17 protein-coding genes are annotated in these 18,037 nt (G+C 55.8%); all 17 read right to left on the bottom strand.

The annotated features are described in order from the left end of the window. Positions 1 to 543 (bottom strand): type VI secretion system Vgr family protein (locus EKN38_RS19920; protein WP_126522562.1); only part of this gene is annotated, 543 nt, incomplete at its 3' end. A 96-nt stretch (positions 544 to 639) separates the two neighbouring features. Next, positions 640 to 987, bottom strand: coding sequence for an immunity protein Tsi6 family protein (locus EKN38_RS19915; protein ID WP_014832308.1), 348 nt, complete (start codon positions 985 to 987; stop codon positions 640 to 642). A gap of 21 nt (positions 988 to 1,008) precedes the next feature. Then, positions 1,009 to 2,064, bottom strand: a complete 1,056-nt coding sequence (gene tri1, locus EKN38_RS19910; RefSeq protein ID WP_014832309.1) for an ADP-ribosylarginine hydrolase Tri1 — start codon at positions 2,062 to 2,064, stop codon at positions 1,009 to 1,011. Between the two features lie 51 nt (positions 2,065 to 2,115). After that, positions 2,116 to 2,478: an immunity protein Tsi6 family protein gene (locus EKN38_RS19905; RefSeq protein WP_043951656.1), complete on the bottom strand. Its 363-nt coding sequence runs from the start codon at positions 2,476 to 2,478 to the stop codon at positions 2,116 to 2,118. A gap of 5 nt (positions 2,479 to 2,483) precedes the next feature. Then, positions 2,484 to 2,960, bottom strand: coding sequence for a hypothetical protein (locus tag EKN38_RS19900; RefSeq protein ID WP_014832311.1), 477 nt, complete (start codon positions 2,958 to 2,960; stop codon positions 2,484 to 2,486). After that, a complete protein-coding gene (locus EKN38_RS19895) occupies positions 2,957 to 3,730 on the bottom strand; it encodes an ankyrin repeat domain-containing protein (RefSeq protein ID WP_126522559.1) in 774 nt (257 codons plus the stop codon). Before EKN38_RS19895 ends, EKN38_RS19900 begins: the two co-directional genes overlap by 4 nt. Before the next feature lie 42 nt (positions 3,731 to 3,772). Further along, positions 3,773 to 4,537, bottom strand: a complete 765-nt coding sequence (locus EKN38_RS19890; RefSeq protein ID WP_014832312.1) for an ankyrin repeat domain-containing protein — start codon at positions 4,535 to 4,537, stop codon at positions 3,773 to 3,775. Then, positions 4,534 to 6,000: a hypothetical protein gene (locus EKN38_RS19885; protein WP_014832313.1), complete on the bottom strand. Its 1,467-nt coding sequence runs from the start codon at positions 5,998 to 6,000 to the stop codon at positions 4,534 to 4,536. The genes EKN38_RS19890 and EKN38_RS19885 overlap by 4 nt, the downstream gene beginning before the upstream one ends. Positions 6,001 to 6,036: 36 nt before the next feature. Further along, complete coding sequence (locus EKN38_RS19880; protein ID WP_047360865.1) at positions 6,037 to 7,470, bottom strand: serine/threonine protein kinase; 1,434 nt, start codon at positions 7,468 to 7,470, stop codon at positions 6,037 to 6,039. 24 nt (positions 7,471 to 7,494) lie between these two features. Next, entirely contained in the window at positions 7,495 to 10,110 is a 2,616-nt protein-coding gene (tssH, locus tag EKN38_RS19875) for a type VI secretion system ATPase TssH (RefSeq protein WP_014832315.1), read from the bottom strand. A 38-nt stretch (positions 10,111 to 10,148) separates the two neighbouring features. Further along, the gene (gene tssG / locus EKN38_RS19870) at positions 10,149 to 11,192 is read right to left on the bottom strand and encodes a type VI secretion system baseplate subunit TssG (protein WP_014832316.1); all 1,044 of its coding nucleotides are present in this window, start codon (positions 11,190 to 11,192) and stop codon (positions 10,149 to 10,151) included. Then, positions 11,189 to 13,060, bottom strand: coding sequence for a type VI secretion system baseplate subunit TssF (tssF, locus tag EKN38_RS19865; RefSeq protein WP_014832317.1), 1,872 nt, complete (start codon positions 13,058 to 13,060; stop codon positions 11,189 to 11,191). The genes tssG and tssF overlap by 4 nt, the downstream gene beginning before the upstream one ends. A 2-nt stretch (positions 13,061 to 13,062) precedes the next feature. Further along, complete coding sequence (tssE, locus tag EKN38_RS19860) at positions 13,063 to 13,626, bottom strand: type VI secretion system baseplate subunit TssE (protein ID WP_014832318.1); 564 nt, start codon at positions 13,624 to 13,626, stop codon at positions 13,063 to 13,065. Further along, positions 13,619 to 14,431 carry a type VI secretion system accessory protein TagJ gene (locus EKN38_RS19855; protein WP_014832319.1) on the bottom strand — a complete coding sequence of 271 codons (813 nt, stop codon included), beginning with the start codon at positions 14,429 to 14,431 and terminating at the stop codon, positions 13,619 to 13,621. The genes tssE and EKN38_RS19855 overlap by 8 nt, the downstream gene beginning before the upstream one ends. Before the next feature lie 9 nt (positions 14,432 to 14,440). Beyond that, positions 14,441 to 15,427 carry a hypothetical protein gene (locus EKN38_RS19850; protein WP_014832320.1) on the bottom strand — a complete coding sequence of 329 codons (987 nt, stop codon included), beginning with the start codon at positions 15,425 to 15,427 and terminating at the stop codon, positions 14,441 to 14,443. 16 nt (positions 15,428 to 15,443) lie between these two features. Then, positions 15,444 to 16,241, bottom strand: a complete 798-nt coding sequence (locus EKN38_RS19845) for a PP2C family protein-serine/threonine phosphatase (protein WP_013096185.1) — start codon at positions 16,239 to 16,241, stop codon at positions 15,444 to 15,446. After that, positions 16,238 to 18,007 carry a type VI secretion system-associated FHA domain protein TagH gene (gene tagH, locus EKN38_RS19840; RefSeq protein ID WP_014832321.1) on the bottom strand — a complete coding sequence of 590 codons (1,770 nt, stop codon included), beginning with the start codon at positions 18,005 to 18,007 and terminating at the stop codon, positions 16,238 to 16,240. Before tagH ends, EKN38_RS19845 begins: the two co-directional genes overlap by 4 nt. Positions 18,008 to 18,037 lie beyond the last annotated feature (30 nt).

The following is an 18,037-nucleotide window of genomic DNA, read 5'->3' as shown; positions in this document are numbered from 1 at the left end:
GGCATCGGTGAGCACCAGGGTGTGTTTGTCGGCCTCGTGGCTGAAGTAATACGCGATTCCCTCCAGCTCCATCAGGCGGCTGATAAAGTCCAGGCTCGACTCCTGATACTGGACACAGTAGTCCCATACCCGGTAGCTGCCGGTAAGCTTATCTTCCACGTTGACCTGATGCTCGCCCAGCAGGGTTTTCACAATCTGCGGCACCGTCTGGCCCTGGAAGATACGCAGGTTACGGTCACGCTTCATCGGCCACAGGTCCGGCTCTACAGAAAGCTGGTACACCGCATAGCGCGTCCCCGTCAGCTCAACGGCGCTCACCGCCACGCGCGTGACTTTGCCGTTGATGTAGCGCGGGGTAAGCAGATTCTGCGTCGGGATGGTCACCGTGACCGGCTGGCCCAGCAGTTTGCTGCGGTCGATACGCGCATCCGTACCGAGCAGGGTCAGCGTCAGGGCGAACGACTCAGACATCGCCTCGCGGCCGGAGAGTTTCCAGAAGAGCAGCCCCTCGACCGGGAGCTGGACGGTAATTCGGTTGAGCATAATCTGTATTCCGTAATGTTTTATGCTAAATAAATGTATCAACAAAGACGAGATTTTTGACAAGACGTTTTGGGATATGCACAAGTCACCGTCTGCTTAATTTCGATACCGCTTTTGCCTTTTTAGATATTCATTATCCTGCTCATGAGGAAGAATAACTTTTACCCCTTGAGCCATCTGCGAAGCGATGTAGTTTACATTTGACAGATGCCGGGCAAGCTCTTCATCGGTAGTTTCAAATTCTTTTGCAGCCATAGCGCCAAGATTTAACGTATGGAGTTTACTTTTATCTTTATTCTTTCCTGTCAGTATATCCCTGACATACGTCACTTGTTTTTCAGCCACGTTATACAAAGAAAAAGAAGGATGAATTGACTTTCGCTCCTGAATAACATCGAGGGCATTTTCAATATAATCCATCGCTGTATAACTTTGTTTATTCACGCTTCTCCTTTAACTCCCGTACTAGAGAAAGTTGTCCTCTGGTGCTCTGTCAAACAAATCACCCGCCAGCGCAGCAATACGTTCATGTTGTACCAGTTTGTCTTTCCAGTCCTGCGGTATCTCAGAATAACCGTACAATGCACCGGCAAGTTGCCCTGCCGTTGCCGCGACGCTATCGGCATCATCCGCCAGATTGGTGGCAAGAAGGATCGCATCACGGAAATTATCCGTATTCCATACCGCCCACATTGCTGCTTCAAGCGTATCGATTACATAACCGCTGGAACGAATCTGATGACGAGCTTTATGCTTGTACTCACCCGCGTTGATTATCATGACCCGTGCACACAAAGGAAAAACATGGGGTGAAAATGCCTCTTCTTTTTGATGACCATTAATCAGATGATGCAGAATCAGCCCCAAAAATTGACATGCATCGATAGACTCTACCGCCCCGTGAGTTGCTCTGCTCTGTGCCTGCGATTCAAAATAAATCGCCCGGAGTGACTTTCGGCGGAAGATCGACACAGGGGCCTGGCGAACAAGTCCGGCATTCCCCGCGGTATGTTTCTCAGTGTTACCGTACCAGGAAGGCCCAACATGCAGATATTGTTCCAGAGCGAAACGCGTTGTATTGCCAATATCGAAACAACGTCCGTTACTGCTGTTCTCTCCAGTTTGATACCACCTCAGAAGGAACTTTCTAAGGGTATCTGTATTCATTCGATTTTCGGCAAGATAGGTTTCCGCCACACACAAAGCCATGGATGTGTCGTCTGTCCATTCACCCGCGTTTAAGATGAAGGGCCCACCACCCTGCATATCACTAACGTGTTCGCTATCCCGTGATTTAAATTCAAGCGTTGTCCCGACGGCATCGCCAACGGCCAATCCCACTAACGCACCGAGTGCGTTATCGCGCGAAACGACCTCCGTTGTGACGAGCGGCAATGTTTCATCCCAGACGTTATCGGAACTCTTTTGCCGTGACACCTTCCTAAGGTTTAACGGCATAAGATTGCGGTAGCGGTCGGCATAGTGATTAATTACCGCATCTTCGCTGTGTAGATCGACCATTATGAATCCTTGAGGAGGAAAGATATATTGAGGAAATGATATCCATAACTCTCAAAATTCGTCAGGGTATTTTTCCGCCAGTACGCATTGTTTCTGAACATAGTCAGGATCCACTTCATGCGGTAATTTCACTTTAACGCCACGGAGACGCTGATCTAAGATATACCATGCATCCGTCAGTCTCTCGAAAAAGAGCTCATCTGAGTTTTCAAATTCTCTAACCGCATAAAGGCCAAAAGTCATTCTCTTTAATACGGATTTGTCAGCTTTGTTTTTGATAACACTCTTTTTCAGGATGCGTAACTGTTGCACAATCTCATCATAAATATGCAAAATTGGCGCCCTGGGATGCTTGCCATTAAGTTCCGCATATCTTTTTTGCGCCAGTCTGAGGGCCCTTTCGATATAGTCCAGTTCAGTTAAGGTAGATACTTTTTTACCCCATCACCCGCATCCCATTTTTTCATTATAAATATGAGCGAGCCAATTTTTACTATTTCCGACAAAATGAACAGCGTGATATTGAGAGGTATAACACTCATTCCGAGACCGACAATAATCATCGGGAACAAGGTCACCGAACAACTCATGGTGAGCAGGCGTAACACTTCCTGCGCCAGAGCAAACCGGACGGCATATCGGTGAGTTGTGAAAAAAAACCAAGCAGAAAAGAGTAATGAAACCGGCCACAGAAGGTATACGAGGTAAAAAAGACCCGTCAATAAACCGTTTACCCCGCCTGCTATCAGCATGAAGATGATGACACCAAAATTCCCACCGCTAGAATCCCACCATGACTGAAGCAAGTGGTATGGGCCGACAAAATAAAACACAATGCCGATGACATCCATAATGCCCCAGAAATAGAATATTTTATTTTTTGCAGTTATATTCACTCAATCTCTCTTTTGACCGGCTCGGGTGGCCACTTACCACCATGTCGGATAAGTGATTCTTTAATAGCGATAAGGTTTTTATACTCGTCACTGTCTTTTTTCGCTCTTTCAAGAAAACGCTGCAACTGATTTCCTAATGTCCACCCGTTATCAGCACGAATGTCAGGATCAGCCCCATGCTCAAGTAAAAGGAAAACATGATCGTAGGAATGAAAATCGAAAGCATCTATCAGCAGAGTCTCACCCAGGGAATCCGTTATGTCGATATTGCTGCCCCGGTCAAGCATTGCTTTTAGTGTCTCGGTGTTTTTCGCTTCCAGAGTTTGAAAAATAATTGGTTTATTAAAAACGTAATCTTTCGCATTCGGAGATAATCCCCCATCCAGCATCGCCTTTATCCAGTCTCCACTGTCGGCCATAAGTACAAACTCTGCCGGGCTACTTTTTCCATTGGGTCTTGGCTGAAGCGGGTCGGCACCGGCCTTTATCAGTTCGGTCACGATATGTAAGCGCGGTTGCGTTTTCTTATCATAAAGTGTATTCGTCAACGCCCAAAAAAGTAGCGTCATATCATGTTGACCGGGTTTATTGAGATCGGTTTTCGGAAGAAATTTTTTGACTTCATCCATATTGCCGCTTTCAATCGCCCGCGCCAGAATAAGCTGCTGGCCGCTAAAGTAATCCTCGGGATTCAAATCCGAATTTTGTCTACATCCCTGTATCAGAAAAATGAAAACCACTATGAGGCTAGCAATTAACCGTATTTTCACGTCAATTCCATATAATATATTGAACGTATATCTTACTGCTTATCATTGTTTTACTGGCGCAGGTGGCCATTTACCGCCATGTTGAATAAGGAGTTCTTTTATTTCGTTAAGTTTTTTATACTCATCACTACCTTCTTTAGCTCTTTCAAGATAGCGTTGGAGTTGGTTACCCATCGTCCAGCCATTTTTGGCTCTAATTTCTGTATCAGCACCCCGTTTCAGCAGTAGCATTACGTGATCATAAGCATGATAGTTTAAGGCTTCAAACAATAATGTACTGTTTAGTGAATCAGTGATATTAATGTTTGCCCCTCGATCCAGCAGAGCCTCAAGCGTGTCCGTATTTTTTGCTTTGATGGTTTCAAAAATTACAGGCTCATGAAACGTTTTATCTTTAGCGTCAGGCGATAATCCCCCGTCGAGTAAAGCATTGATCCAATCTGCACTGTCCGCATTCAATACAAACTCAGCGGGACTGCTTTTACCCTGCGGCCTCGGTTGCAGGGGATCAGCACCAGACTTAACCAATAAAGTGACGATTTTTAATCGAGAAGGAGTTTTATTGTCATTGATACTGTTACCAAGCGCCCAAAACAGAAGCGTCATGTCTTGCTTACCTGGTTTGTTAAGATCAGTTCGCGGCGCAAGTTTTTCAACACCGTCAATATCGCCACGCTGAATATCTTCAGCCAGAACCAGTTGCTGACCGCTGAAATAATCTTGTGGATTTAGATCCATATCTTGTTTACACCCCTGAATCAGCAATGAAAATAGAATCACGAAAAAGGATACAAAAAGCTTATTCACAAACGACTCCTGATTATCGAAATATCTTCGTCTTTTTGCTGTTCTATACAATTAATGGCTTGTCCAATCCCGTGCCTGTCGAGTGCTCCACCAACCCCACCAGGCAGATCATGAGGAATACCTGCGGCATCAGGTGCCAGTGCTGACAACTCTTCTTTAGCGATTAAGGACGGGACATGTCCTCTCACCATTTTGAAGTCCTCAACAAGATCGACTTCCTGAATTTTAGTCAGCAGCTCTCCTTTGACGCGGTAGGCCTGTATGTTTTCAGCGCTTCCCAACAAACGTCCGCCATATTTTTCTACTGTCCCGCTATTTAACCCTGACGCATTAAATGTCCAGGCCGCTTTTCCACTCGCTATAGACGTTGCCGAGGCCAAACCGCCCCCTAAAGAATGACCAGTAATATCAATCGGCTGGGAAGACATTGCTATTTTTTCACCCAGTTGCACTGCACTGCGGTAATAAGGTGCTTCAAACCCTATTCCTTGCTTAAAGTTATTCGCCCAGTCGGCACCATTTTTTATTGAGGCGAATCCATTTTTATTTCGCAGCGAGTCCAGATGCTCTGAAAGCGATGGCAATCCCGGTTCCCTCGATCCTCTAAAAACCAGCGTCGAATTCATGTCTTTACCGAATACACCCGGATCAGGCTGATATACGCGTGACAGAAAATCAGGTGAGTCAGCTCTATCGAAAAGATCTTTGCTTTTAAGGCCAAACTTTTGCAAAGCACCCGCATCATTACTGATATCCTTCCACCCCTCCGGTACTCCCGGCGTGGCCTCAAGCGGATTCACGGTCTTATACACATTCTCTGCCAGCTTCGCTTTCTCAACCGCGATATTATTCGCCGCCAGCCGCTTAGCCGCGATTTGCGCATCCGGATAGAGGCTATTACTCCCCTTCGCAATCAGATCCTTACGCGCCTGCCAGCGTTCAGCTTTGGTCATATTCTCCAGCTGTGCCGCATAGGTTTTACCGTCTTTGCCCGGCGTCGGCTCATCCGGCATCTGTGCCGCTTTGGATTTGACTACCTGTTTCGGCAGCACCGTTGGCGCAGGGCGGGAGCCATAGGTTCGCACCATGGTTTCGTAGCGGTCGACAATTGTACTCACCGGGTACCAGCCCAGACCGTCCAACGAGGCAGCCTGCAGACGGCCATCAGCATTGATATAAAATATCTCCGTCACTGACGACCAGTTACGATAGCTCTCGTCGATCGCCACCACTCTGCCCATGTCGAGATCCTGCACAATCAGCTTACGGGTATCGCGCCCGGACTGGTAAGGATTCGCGCCAGTGATGGAGTGCAGCAAGTCGTAACGTGTAAACAGCGAGCGCAGCGAATTGTCGGGCACCGACATAATCCACTGCCCGGCAACGGACGGGCGGATAATTTTCGCAAAAAGCGCGGGCGAGACGTTCTCGCTGAAAAGATAGACAAATTTTATGTTGTACATTCGCTCCGTCCTGTTACCAGTCCCTGTTCGCCTTGTTTACGGATTCACCAGCCAGGTGCCAGGCTTCACGATATCCAGCGTCTGGCTACGGGTTCTGCCGTTGCCCTGCAGTTCAATGCTCACCTCACCCGCTGGCAGCTTGAGTGATGCATAACCGTTGTTCGCCGGACGCAGCGCTTTCGGCTCGCCGTTCACTTTCAACGTCTCTCCGTCAAGAATGCGAATGTAGACCAGAGCAATCGGGCTGGCTTCAACCGGTGGCGGCGTCGGTTCCGCTGTCGCAGGCGTTGCCGCTTGTTCGCTCACCTTCGCGGTCTCCGGTTTGACTTCTGGCGCGTTCGATGCGGTTTCTGTCGTGCGGGATGTTTCCGGCGCTTGCGCAGCCTGCTCTGGCGCATCGTGGCCGCCGCTGAACAGCATCGCGCCAGCTACCACCCCGACCAGCACACCCGCGGCAACCATCCCGGGGATCTTGTAACGACGCCAGTCAAACGCCGAAGCCGGTGCCTCTTCTTCCACCGGCACCAGCATGGTGCCCGGTTTTTTAGCAGTCAGCACATCATCGATACCGGCGACCGGCATCTCGATCAATGCCGCGAACTCATCAATAGACTGCGGACGGTCCTCCATGTGCAACGCCAGGGCACGGTCGATGGCCTGCAGCAGCGACAGGGAGTACCCCTGCGGCTGGATTTCCACCAGCGGTTTGCAGGTGTCCTGAATGGAACGCACCACGCTAACCGGCGGCGGTGAACCCACGATCAGGGTGCGCAACACCGCGCCGAGGGCGTAAATATCCGTCCACGGTCCCTGCTCACTTTCATTGTCGTCGGTGTACTGTTCGATAGGCGCAAAGCCCGGACGCAGCATGGTTTCGGTTTCGTCAGAGAGGTTACCGATGGTGCGACGCGCGGAGCCAAAGTCCAGCAGCACCGGCAGGCCGTTATCCTGAATCTGGATGTTATCCAGTGAGATATCGCGGTGCAGATAGCCCTCGTCATGGATGGTCTTGATTGCGCCAAACAGCATCGGCAGCGTACGACGGATCCATGCCTCGTTAATCAGCTCCGGCTTCTCTTCGCGCAGGCGAGAAAGCGTGGTGCCGCTGTAAAACAGCGTCCCCATGTAGGCCGTATCGTTTTGCACCCAGAAGCGCAACACGTGCAGCAGGTTCGGGTGGTTGAAGCGCGCCAGCAGGCGGGCTTCCTGAATGAAGCTGTTCAGCCCCGCCGAAAACGCTTTGCCAAAGCGTTCGCTGCGCAGTACCAGCGTCATGTCGTCGCCGCGCACGGCGAGCGAGGAAGGCATAAATTCTTTGATAGCGATAGTGCGTTCGAGCTGGTGATCCCAGGCGCGATAGACGATGCCGAATCCGCCGCCGCCAATCACCTCTTTAATTTCAAACTCGTTGAAGCGATACCCGACCGGGAGCGCGTTTGGGACAGTCCGATTGTTATCATTATCCGTCATCTTTTACAGTTCTCTTGATGATTATTACGCGGCAAACTGACAGTGAAACTCGCCCTGCTCGCAGGTGACATGCAGACGTCGGTACTGCTCGTCGCTGCGGCTGGCGGTAAGTAATATCTGACTCATCTGAGGCAGCAAGGTGTTGGTCAGGATCGCATCCACCATACGTCCACCTGATTCCACCTCGGTACAGCGCTGAACAATCTGTTCTACAACGCTGTCATCAAACTCGGAAATAATATTGTGATTCTCTTCCAGGCGACGCTGAATGCGTTTGAGCTGCAGGCGAACAATCTGCCCCAGCATCGCGTCGCTCAGCGGATAGTACGGCACCACCAGCAACCGGCCCAGCAGCGCCGGTGGGAACACCTCCAGCAGCGGCTGGCGCAGCGCCCCGCTTAACGCCTCCGGCTCCGGCATCAGTTCCGGATCGGCACACATGGCGCTGATAAGCTCGGTCCCGACGTTAGACGTCAGAATAATAATCGTATTACGGAAATCAATGTGACGGCCTTCGCCGTCCTCCATCCAGCCTTTGTCAAAGACCTGGAAGAAGATCTCATGTACGTCCGGGTGGGCTTTTTCGATTTCGTCCAGCAGCACCACGCTGTAAGGACGGCGACGGACGGCCTCGGTTAACACCCCGCCTTCACCATAACCGACGTATCCCGGCGGTGCACCTTTTAAGGTTGAAACCGTATGCGCTTCCTGGAATTCACTCATATTAATGGTGATGACGTTCTGTTCGCCACCGTACAGCGACTCCGCCAGCGCCAGCGCGGTTTCGGTTTTCCCCACCCCCGACGGACCGCAGAGCATAAACACGCCGACCGGCTTGTTCGGATCGTCGAGTTTCGCCCGGGAGGTTTTCACCCGGCGGGCAATCAGATCCAGACCGTGACGCTGACCAATCACCCGCTGGTTCAGCGTGTCGGCGAGGTTCAGTACCGCGTCAATCTCGTTTTTCACCATCCGGCCCAGCGGGATGCCGGTCCAGTCAGAGACTACTGCCGCCACCACGTTTTCATCCACAGCGGCAAACAGCAGCGGTTCATCCCCCTGTAAGGCGTTCAGCGCCTGCTGCTGCTCTGCCAGTTGGCTGCGCAGCGCTGCGGTATCGTCATCGCCCGCCGCAAACAGTGCGGCACGCAGGCGGATGATCTCCTGCACCAGGCTGCGCTCGTCTTCCCAGCGCCGGGCCAGGGCCTCACGTTTGGCTTCATACGCGTCACGCTCTGCGGTCAGTGCTGTAACGCGCTCAGATTCCCCTGCACCGACGCGCGCTTCGCGCTCCGCTATCTCAATTTCTACGTCCAGCGCCGCAAGATGGCGCAGGCAATCTTCCAGCTGCGCCGGAGGTGCACTCTGGCTCACCGCCACGCGGGCGCAGGCCGTATCCAGCAGCGCAACGGCTTTATCCGGCAGTTGACGGGCGGGAATGTAGCGATGCGAAAGCTTCACGGCTGCGCTAACCGCTTCGTCGAGCAGTAAGACCTGATGATGGGTCTCCAGCGGCGACACGGTGCTGCGCAGCATCAGAACCGCTTTGGCCTCATCGGGTTCATGTACCTGCACCGTCTGGAAGCGACGGGTCAACGCCGGATCTTTCTCGATGTATTTTTTGTATTCCGCCCAGGTGGTGGCGCCAATGGTACGCAGTTGTCCACGCGCCAGCGCCGGCTTCAGCAGGTTAGCGGCGTCGCCGGTGCCCTGCTGACCGCCCGCACCGATCAGGGTGTGGATCTCATCGATAAACAGAATGATTGGCGTGGCGCTGGACTGTACTTCATTGATTAATGCCTGCAGACGGGCTTCAAACTCGCCTTTCATCCCGGCACCGGCCTGCAGCATGCCGATATCCAGCAGCCACAGCTGTATGTTTTGCAGCGGCTCCGGCACATCGCCGTCGGCGATGCGCAGCGCCAGCCCTTCCACCACCGCCGTTTTTCCGACGCCGGCTTCCCCGGTCAGCAGCGGGTTGTTCTGTCGGCGACGCATCAGGATATCGACCATCTGGCGGATCTCTTCATCGCGCCCGACCACCGGGTCAATTTTGCCTTCACGGGCACGGGCGGTCAGGTCCTGACCATACTGGGCCAGCGTGCCCTGGGCAGCAGGCACCGAACCGGCTGGCGCATCCACTGCGGCAGCGGCCTGCTGCGTCTCTTTGCTGTTGGCGCAGATGGTATCGAACTGCTCAATCAGCACCTCGACGTTAAGACGGGTAAACTGCGCCGAGATGCTCTTCAGCACGTTAGCCAGATTCCAGGTTTTCAGAATGCCGATCAGCAGATGGCCGCCGCGGATACGGCTGACGCCAAACTTCAGCGATCCATAGACCCAGGCGCGCTCGACGGCGCTGTCGATATGTTCGGAGAGATCGGAAACGGAACTGGCTCCGCGCGGCAGGGCATCGAGCGCCGCCACGATATCGCGCGTCAGTTGCTGTTCGTCGAGGGCAAAATGACGGATCACCTGTTGCAGATCGCCATCCTGCTGCTGCATCAACTGATGCAGCCAGTGCACCAGCTCGACGTAGGGGTTGCCGCGCAGCTTGCAGAACGCGGTGGCGCTTTCCAGAGAGGTAAATAACAGCGTATCCAGTTTGCCGAAAAGCACGGCACGGCTAATTTCTGACATGTTAGTTTCCATTAACAATGATTCGGTATACGGAAGGATTACCGCTCTGCGCGATACACCAGATCGCCACGCGGGACAGGCTGCGGCTGAAGGCCCAGCCAGGTGTTGTACCCCAATCGCCCGGTGCTGCCGAGCGTGGCGCCCTGCACGGCGTCAGCGCGCAGGATCACCCGTGTTTCCCATTCAAATTCCACCCCTGCGTACTGGCGTACCCAGTCCCGCAGTTCGGTTACCCATGCTTCACCGGGCAAAAACCGGTTGTACGCTTCCGCGCTGAGCGGGCCAATCTCGATACGAAATTTATGCTGCACGTCGCGGACCGCCACGCCCAGAAACGCAGATTCACCCATCCGCGGCACGCGGCGCCCCGCTCCCAGCTGCGCCTGCTCGCGCGGTGAAAGCGGCATCCACTGCGGTACGTTGGCGATCAGTTTGACCGGGGCTTTAAAATAGTTACGCAGGATTTTTTCCAGACCCTCAGGATCCCGTCCGTGGCGGGTCAGGTGTCCGGCGTGGGTAAAGCGGGCGTGGGCGCTCAGGCTGCCTTTGTCCATCTGGCCGGGCTGTCCCATCCCAATCAACGACGCCAGATATCCCTCAAAACGTTTATTGTCGGCGCGGTCGAGGGAGACGGCAGGCTGCGCATCGGCCCAGGCGCGATAAAACAGCAGCGTCAGACGATGATGGAACAGATCGGCAAACGCGCTCAGGCTGGTGTCCTGATGATGATGGATCCGCTCGCGGGCGTACTCGGTCATGTGAACCGGCAGCGGCCCGTTAGGACCAAACAGGCCGAAGCTCAGAATGGAGACCTCGTGCAGCCCGTTGCCTTCACGCTGGCGTACCTGCGCCACCGTCGACGGCGCAAAACTCATCGACGGCTGCTGGCCCAGGCGTAGCGGCTCGAATTTTGGCAGCGGCGCACGCCCCAGCGGGTAGCGTTCCCCGCCCTGAGCATCAATGCGCCTTAACAGCTGGAACAGATCGTAGCGCCATGGCGTCTCGCGAACCCCGCGCCAGAAACTGTCCGGCAGCGGCGTCAGACGATGGACCTTCAGTGGCACGGTGACAACGTCGCTCATACCAGTGCCCTTTTACCCATGCGCGGCGCCCAGTAACCGATCTCGCCGCGCTGCTGACTTTTCAGGGTGAACTCCGTGAAGCTGTTGATCGACACCAGCCGGGCAAACAGCCGCTCCAGCACGCTACCGAAAAGCCAGGGGCTGGCACCGGAAAACGCACGTTCATCCACCGTCAGGGTAATGCCGATGCCGCGGGCGAAGACCACCGGTCCCGGCTCGGGCACGCGGCGGTGAACCGGCTCCAGCACGCAGTGACGAACCCCTTCTACCTGACGCGCAACCGGCGTCTCCGCGAGATTGGCGTACAGCCCTAACAGCTGACGCAGCGCGGCGGCACCGTCTTCGTTTTCGCTGTCCATCAGGCTGAGGTAGTTCATCTGTAGCTGGCTGATCAACCGCCAGGTGCTGAACCCTTCTGCCAGCGCCGGACGCGGCGGCGTCGGCCCCTTGCGCAAGGTCAGAGACTTCACCGGCATGGAGTCGGCCATAATGAACTGTCCCAGCTCCTGCTGCAGCATCAGCGGCAGATCCCGGCTGGTGCACAGCACCTCGGCGGAGATATAGCGCAGGTTCTCCTGCCAGGGCGCATGCTGCTCATCCACCAGCGAGACAAACACCTCCGAGCCGATGTAGCCGGTGCGGGTGCCGTAACGCAGGGCATGTTCTGAAAGCACGCGTTGCTCCCGACGCAGGGAGAAATAGGCACCATAGTTGCCCGCATCCCCGCTCCAGGTGCTCCAGAACGGACGAAACGTCTGGTCGTCGCGCTGACCATCCGCGCTGCCGTATATCTTGTTCACCGCGTAAATTTCGTAATCCAGCGGACGGATGTTATCCACCACCAGATGGTATTCATGCTGGCCTTCGCTCAGCTTCTGACGCGCCGCCACTTTCGGGAACAGGTTGATCACCGGCGTGCAGTGCAGGGCCAGATGGCTGGCATCGACAACGCGCTCCAGCTGTTCATCGGTTTTATCCAGCAGAATAAAGATATCGAAGGATTTTTCGTTTTCGCAGCGCTGGATCAGTTTGCTCAGCCCGCTCAGGCTGATGAAGCGGAAACGGGCCGGAAAAGCAAAGTACTCCTGCAGGAGACGGTAGCCGTCAAAGTTGCGCAGGTCGTCCGGGAGTAGCGACTGATCCGCATCAAACCCTTCCTGACGCAGGGCATCAGACGCCAGCACATCACGCTGCGGATGTTTGCTGACGGTCTGGCAGACCACCCCGACATGGTGCTCCATCACCAGCTCCAGCAGCTTTAACGCCTCGATATCCGGGCCGCTGAGGAAAAACTCCAGGCGGTCAAAATCAAGGTGGCCGAGGTTTTGCGGACCGTCGCAGGCAATGCGGATCCGTAAGGCGCTGCTGATCCCCTGCTGGCCCAGACCCAGCTGCGTCAGGGGCAGGTCGGCAGGTACACCGCCCAGCTCAACCTTGTCGATTTTCAGCGGCAGCAGGTTCACCTCATGCGCCGTGGTGTAGCTGCAGGTCACGCCGGTTTTCTTCAGCGCCAGGCTGTCCATCATTGTGCCGCGCGGCACGATAAAACCGTTGCTCAAATCGCCACGGCTGCTGTCAGGCTGAATTTCAGCAATCGCCATGGACGGAGTGGGCGCGAGATAGTTTGGCGCAATCATCTCCAGCAAGCGCTGGGAGAAGCGCGGAAACTCCGCGTCCATTTTCATCTGCACGCGCGAGGTCAGAAAGGCAAAGCCCTCCATCAGACGTTCGGTGTACGGATCCGCCACTTCGATGCCGCGCATGCCCAGCCGTCCGGCCACTTTGGGATAGCGCTCGGCAAATTCGGCGCCCATCTCACGCAGATAGGCCAACTCACGGTTGTAATATTCGAGCAGTTTACTTTCCACGATCACCCCGCATCTTTCAGTTCAAAGTGGCCGTTTTCCAGATCGACATCGGTGCGAAACAGAAACTCCAGCGGGTACGGCACACACCACAAACGCCCTTTTATCTCGATGGAGAGCACGTTGTGCAGATCCAGCGAGGAGGTGTCCGACACACAGCGGACCTGCAGCCCCTGGGGCAAAATGCGGGGTTCAAAGTTGACAATCGCCTCGGTGAGTTTGCGCTGAATGTCGTGCCATTCGATGTCCGACATACGCTTCCCGGCCAGCGGCGCAACGCCAAAATTCACCACCGAGCGGCTCACGTGCGGCAGCAGGCTCAAATCGCCGGAAGCGTCGTGATTGATGGTGTTAAACAGCCACTGCAGATCCCGCAGCACGTTGCGACGCAGCGCGGCATGGGTGATCAGGTTGCTGTTGGCCGACTCGCGTTTTTTCTCCGGGTCGTTGTCGGTGAGGCGATCGAGCAGCGAGGGCTGCATTTTGTCGCGCGCCCCTACCTTCTCCTGCTTGCTGCGGGCCTGCCAGCCGCTGCGCAGCAGATCGCCTTCGCCAGCAGGATTACTCATGGGCTCCATCCGTTGCAAAAGTGACGAGACTCAGCGACAGCAGCGGGCTTTCGCTTTGCTCGCTGAGCCAGACTTTCTGCCCCAGCCCTTCATACAGCGTGCCGTCATTGTCGAGCGGCAACCACTCGGTGGTGCGCCCGAGTTTAACGGCGTCAGAAGCATTGGCCGCAAAAGGATAACGCGCCGGGATCTGGCACACCTGCTCCGTCCCGTCGGTCAAACGCACCAGCGCATGACGCCAGACCAGATCGGTGACGCTGGCCGGAGCCTGGAAACGGATCTCCGCGATAGCGCTAAACGGCAGCCAGAAGTAACGGCCGTTAACAAGGGTTTCGCACACCGGCCCCAGACGGGCATCGCCGTCCATCAGCCATTCAAAGGCCTGCGTCTCATCATTCTCAAGCGTCAACTGACCCGCGCTCGCCTGCGCCTGTTCAAGGGCTTCCAGACGCAGCGCGTGAGCGCGTTCATCGCTCTCGCTCAGCGCGGCGGCAAGGGTGGTCAGCCATGGCCACTGGGCTTCCGGCATGGCCGGACGCCGTTCTCCCGCCATCACCTGCGCACGCTGCAGTTCTCCCTGCAGGCACTGTTCCAGCAGGGTGACAGTGGGTTTCGCCTGCGGCTTAAGCGCCAGCCAGCTTTTCAGCTGGGTCAGCGCACGCGTCCAGTTACCGCTGAGGGTGAGAAACTGCACAAACGCGGCACGGAGATCGGCATCCGCCGGACGGGCTTTAATCTCGTTTTCAAGACGCACCAGCGCGTCGCTGAGCGACTCCCCCGCCAGATGTTGATAGAGCGTATTCATAGCCATTCCTTAGTTTGCCGCGCGCCAGGCGCCCACTGCCGGGTCACGCAGCTGAGGACGCAGAGTATCAATCAGGACAATATTGAGCGTGGTGCCAGGGGTAACCCAGGCGCTCCAGACCTTCTTCACTGCAGCAATACGCGCCTGCAGTTTTGCATCGTCGCTGGCGGTTTCACGCGAGATCTCCACGGCCACCGTACCGTTGCTTTTCCAGCCGTTCAGGGCGCTGTCGTAAGGCAGGATCATCCAGCTCTGGTCGCTGTTCGGGGTGCTGAAGACCATACGCTCTTTGTTGACGGAGGTGATCAGGGCGTGTTCCGGATCGGCGCTTTGATTCAGCCCCATCACCGGGAAGCCGTGAATGTAGGTCACCGCTATCTCTTTTTGTCCACCGTTACGGGTTTGCGAGATAACCGTGTGGCCGCTCAGCCAGCTGCCGTTGCCGCAGCGGGTCGTGTCGGAATCCGGGATAAAGAGCGCCGGCGCGGAAGCCCCCCCTTCCCAGAAGGTGCGCAGATGGCAGCCGTCCTGGAGGGTAAACTCCTGCCACGGTGTGCGGTCAGCGGCAACTGTATTGGTTTCAGCGTTCTGGTCAGGTGGCAGTAACGCACCGCTGGCAGGGGTCGCGACGGGCTCTGTCTGCTGCTGTTTCACTACCAGCTTCCACTCCTGAGCTTTGCCTGCCGTCCCCTGCGCCAGCGTCGCGCCCGCCGGATCGTTAAGGGTCCAGCTGAGTTTATTCACTTTGCTGCACTGGTGCTCAAGCAGTGAGCCGAGACGCGGGACAAAGTTTTCCAGCACGGAAACGTCTTTATTGCCGTTGGCCACAATGCGCAGCGCAATCTCTGACTTACACCAGCTCTGCGGGGTGTTGTCTTTGATGTTGTCGATCCAGATATCCAGCTTCTGCGCAGGTGACTGCACGATGCGGAAATTTTCAGCCTGAGCGGTGGACGCCACCGCCAGAAGTGCCAAACCCGATAGCCAAAGTTTCATATCGTTCCTTGTGTGTCTAGTCAGTTCCGCAGGGAAGAAATTGTGCTGCGTCAGAGAGCGTATGCAGCAAAGTGGTGTCCTGAGGGTTGCCCATCCATACCGCCAGCGCCGTATAGTTATCCTGAGCATTCCCCTCCTGTTCAGCATTCTTTTGAATGATCTGGTTCATTAAGGTCAGCCACTCCTGTGGGGTGTTGACCATGTGCAGCGACTGTTTCATCTGCTCTTCGCTGACGCCGTGCCAGAAACCGTCGGTGCAGAGTAAAAAGGCATCGCCGTCTTCAACCTGCACCACGTCGCTGTAGCTCGCTTCCGGGCCACCGTTTTCAATGCCCAGCGCCAGATACAGCAGGTTACTGTTGAGGTTATCGGTCTGGTGACCAGCATCTTTCATCTGCTGCACCAGGCTGTGGTCGGTGGTGACATGCCACAGCCAGCCGCGACGAAACAGGTACAGACGGCTGTCGCCGGCGTGCGCCCAGTAGGCCAGACGGTAATCGCGGTCGATAAACAGGCTGACCAGCGTGGTGCCCATCCGGCGATAGTCCTGCACCGCCTGCTGTTCGCTAAGGATGGTGCGATTCGCGGTTTGTACATAGTCGCGAATATGCTGCGCGTTAAGGTGCTTGTCGCCATCAAAGCGGGAGATGATACTGTTGCGGGCCAGTTCAGCGGCCACCTCGCCGCCCGGCAGGCCAGCGATGCCGTCACAAACGACAAAGCAGGCCGAACGTTCCCCTATGGTTTCTCCCGTCTGATCCTGGTTGCTGGCGCGCGTCCCCTGGCGGGAGAGAGAAGCCGTTGCGATATTCATTTTTCTTCCGATCCGCTCTGTGAGTCTTTGTACTGATTGACCTCCATGTCATAGGCATGAAGGAACGCTTCGCCAAACAGGGTGTGGAAGTCATCTTCAATCTCACCGGCCGTCTCGCCATAGCTGCGGACAAAGTAGTCCCACAGCGCGGCTTTGCGGCTGCCCGGCAGCGCCAGACGGGAGGTCATACCGTTCTGCTTCGCCTGCTCTTCCAGCTGTTCCGGGTTAAAGGATTGCAGCATCGCGGCGATGATGGCGCGGATACCGGAGATCATCCCCAGCTGATGCGCCTGCAGATCGATCAGCGCGTCACGCACGGATTTGGTGGGTGGCATAAAGCCCGGCATCGGCGTCCCGAACATCTGAATTAGGACCGTTTTCCCGGTCGGCAGCAGCTTGAACGGGTTGTTGGCATCGTCGAGCACCATGGTCATATCGGCTTTTACGCCGCGCTTGAGGATAGAGCGCGAAGAGAGCAACGCCACGGTGCCCTGCGAGAACATGCCGAGGATCTGGCCCAGCTGACGCATATTTTCACGGTCAAACTGCGGCACCGGCTGCATTTCGCTCAGGCCCATCCCCTCCAGCAGCGCCTCCAGCAGCTCGCCCTGCAGCACCTCGCCTTTTTCACCGTTTTGCGCCGTAGCGCTTGGCGCAGCCGCGTTTTTGACCGGGTCGATACGCAGACGTCCCTTCGGCGTCTGTGCGCTGCTGCGTGCGACGGCCTGCGGCGTAGGCATAGTAAAGCCTGCGTAATCGGTACGTGCCGGCTCTTCCTCTTCCGCACGCGGTGGGTCCTGTGGCTCAGGGGCAAACAGCGGAGAATCCGCCAGCGGATCGTCCTGCGGTACGGCCTCTGGCTCTGGCGCTGGTGCAGATGGCTCAGGTACGATCTCATCCGGATGAGTTAACGGCGCCCCGCCCATCAGCCCAAGCGGATCATCGTTACGCGCGGCTGGCGCGCTGGCCGAACCACCAAACAGGGCCAGCGGATCGAGTTCATCCGTTGCCTCTTCTGCCGGTTCGGGTTTGCTCTCTACCGGCGGCACCAGCGTTGAAGGGGTGACATCGTCAAAGATGCTCTCTTTTTTGAATAACGCTTCATCGCTGAACAACGTGTCGGGATCGACGTTCTTACGCTCAAGCTTCGGCTCGCTGTCGTTGAACATTGCCAGCGGATCTTCAGCGTTACGCTCGGGTGCCGCGGGTTGCGAGAAGGGATCGTGAGACGCCGCAGGCTGCGGTTTCACGCGGTTGCTGGAGATGCTGTCAGAGATAGAGAACTCCTGCATCAGGCTGTCCCAGATTTCCGACGGCACGGCCGTTGGCTCCGCCTTGCCGCGCGGTGCGGCACTGGCTGGCTTTGGCTGTGGAGCAGGTGTCGGCGCCACTGTCGGGCGAGCCTGCTGCTGCATACTGGCGGCCATGCGGCTCACCGGCTGCGTGTCGTGGATAAGTTCCGTCACTTCGATGCGGTAGTCATCAATACCGAGAATATCCCCGTCCTGCAGCTCTACCTGACGCCCCCGCTCCAGCGGGATGTCGTTCAACACCACGCGGGTGACGCTGCCACGGTTGGTCACGCGGCATTCGCCCTGGGCGTCAACGTGAACAATGGCCTGCAGGCGCGAGATGGTGCGGTCATTGTCCGGCAGTACCAGATTGTTATCCGTACCGCGCCCAATAGTGCCCCCGGGGGCATAAAAATCACAACTGCTCTGCGGCGGCTGATGACCGGGTTTCGTAGAAATAATCGTGAATCGCATGGCGTATTCCTGCTGGTATGATTAGCGCTC

Source organism: Enterobacter sp. WCHEn045836, from assembly GCF_003965585.1.
In the GTDB taxonomy this organism is placed as follows: domain Bacteria; phylum Pseudomonadota; class Gammaproteobacteria; order Enterobacterales; family Enterobacteriaceae; genus Enterobacter; species Enterobacter dissolvens.
The sequence above is the reverse complement of the archived record's forward strand: the minus strand, read 5'-3'. Positions and strand labels throughout refer to the sequence as shown.

What these genes read in the sequence shown, in the direction of transcription:
- tri1 (WP_014832309.1), bottom strand. Translation starts at nt 2,064, where the DNA reads ATGGTCGATCTACACAGCGAAGATGCGGTAATTAATCACTATGCCGAC.
- EKN38_RS19885 (WP_014832313.1), bottom strand. Translation starts at nt 6,000, where the DNA reads ATGTACAACATAAAATTTGTCTATCTTTTCAGCGAGAACGTCTCGCCC.
- EKN38_RS19880 (WP_047360865.1), bottom strand. Translation starts at nt 7,470, where the DNA reads ATGACGGATAATGATAACAATCGGACTGTCCCAAACGCGCTCCCGGTC.
- tssH (WP_014832315.1), bottom strand. Translation starts at nt 10,110, where the DNA reads ATGTCAGAAATTAGCCGTGCCGTGCTTTTCGGCAAACTGGATACGCTG.
- tssG (WP_014832316.1), bottom strand. Translation starts at nt 11,192, where the DNA reads ATGAGCGACGTTGTCACCGTGCCACTGAAGGTCCATCGTCTGACGCCG.
- tssE (WP_014832318.1), bottom strand. Translation starts at nt 13,626, where the DNA reads ATGAGTAATCCTGCTGGCGAAGGCGATCTGCTGCGCAGCGGCTGGCAG.
- EKN38_RS19855 (WP_014832319.1), bottom strand. Translation starts at nt 14,431, where the DNA reads ATGAATACGCTCTATCAACATCTGGCGGGGGAGTCGCTCAGCGACGCG.
- EKN38_RS19850 (WP_014832320.1), bottom strand. Translation starts at nt 15,427, where the DNA reads ATGAAACTTTGGCTATCGGGTTTGGCACTTCTGGCGGTGGCGTCCACC.
- EKN38_RS19845 (WP_013096185.1), bottom strand. Translation starts at nt 16,241, where the DNA reads ATGAATATCGCAACGGCTTCTCTCTCCCGCCAGGGGACGCGCGCCAGC.
- tagH (WP_014832321.1), bottom strand. Translation starts at nt 18,007, where the DNA reads ATGCGATTCACGATTATTTCTACGAAACCCGGTCATCAGCCGCCGCAG.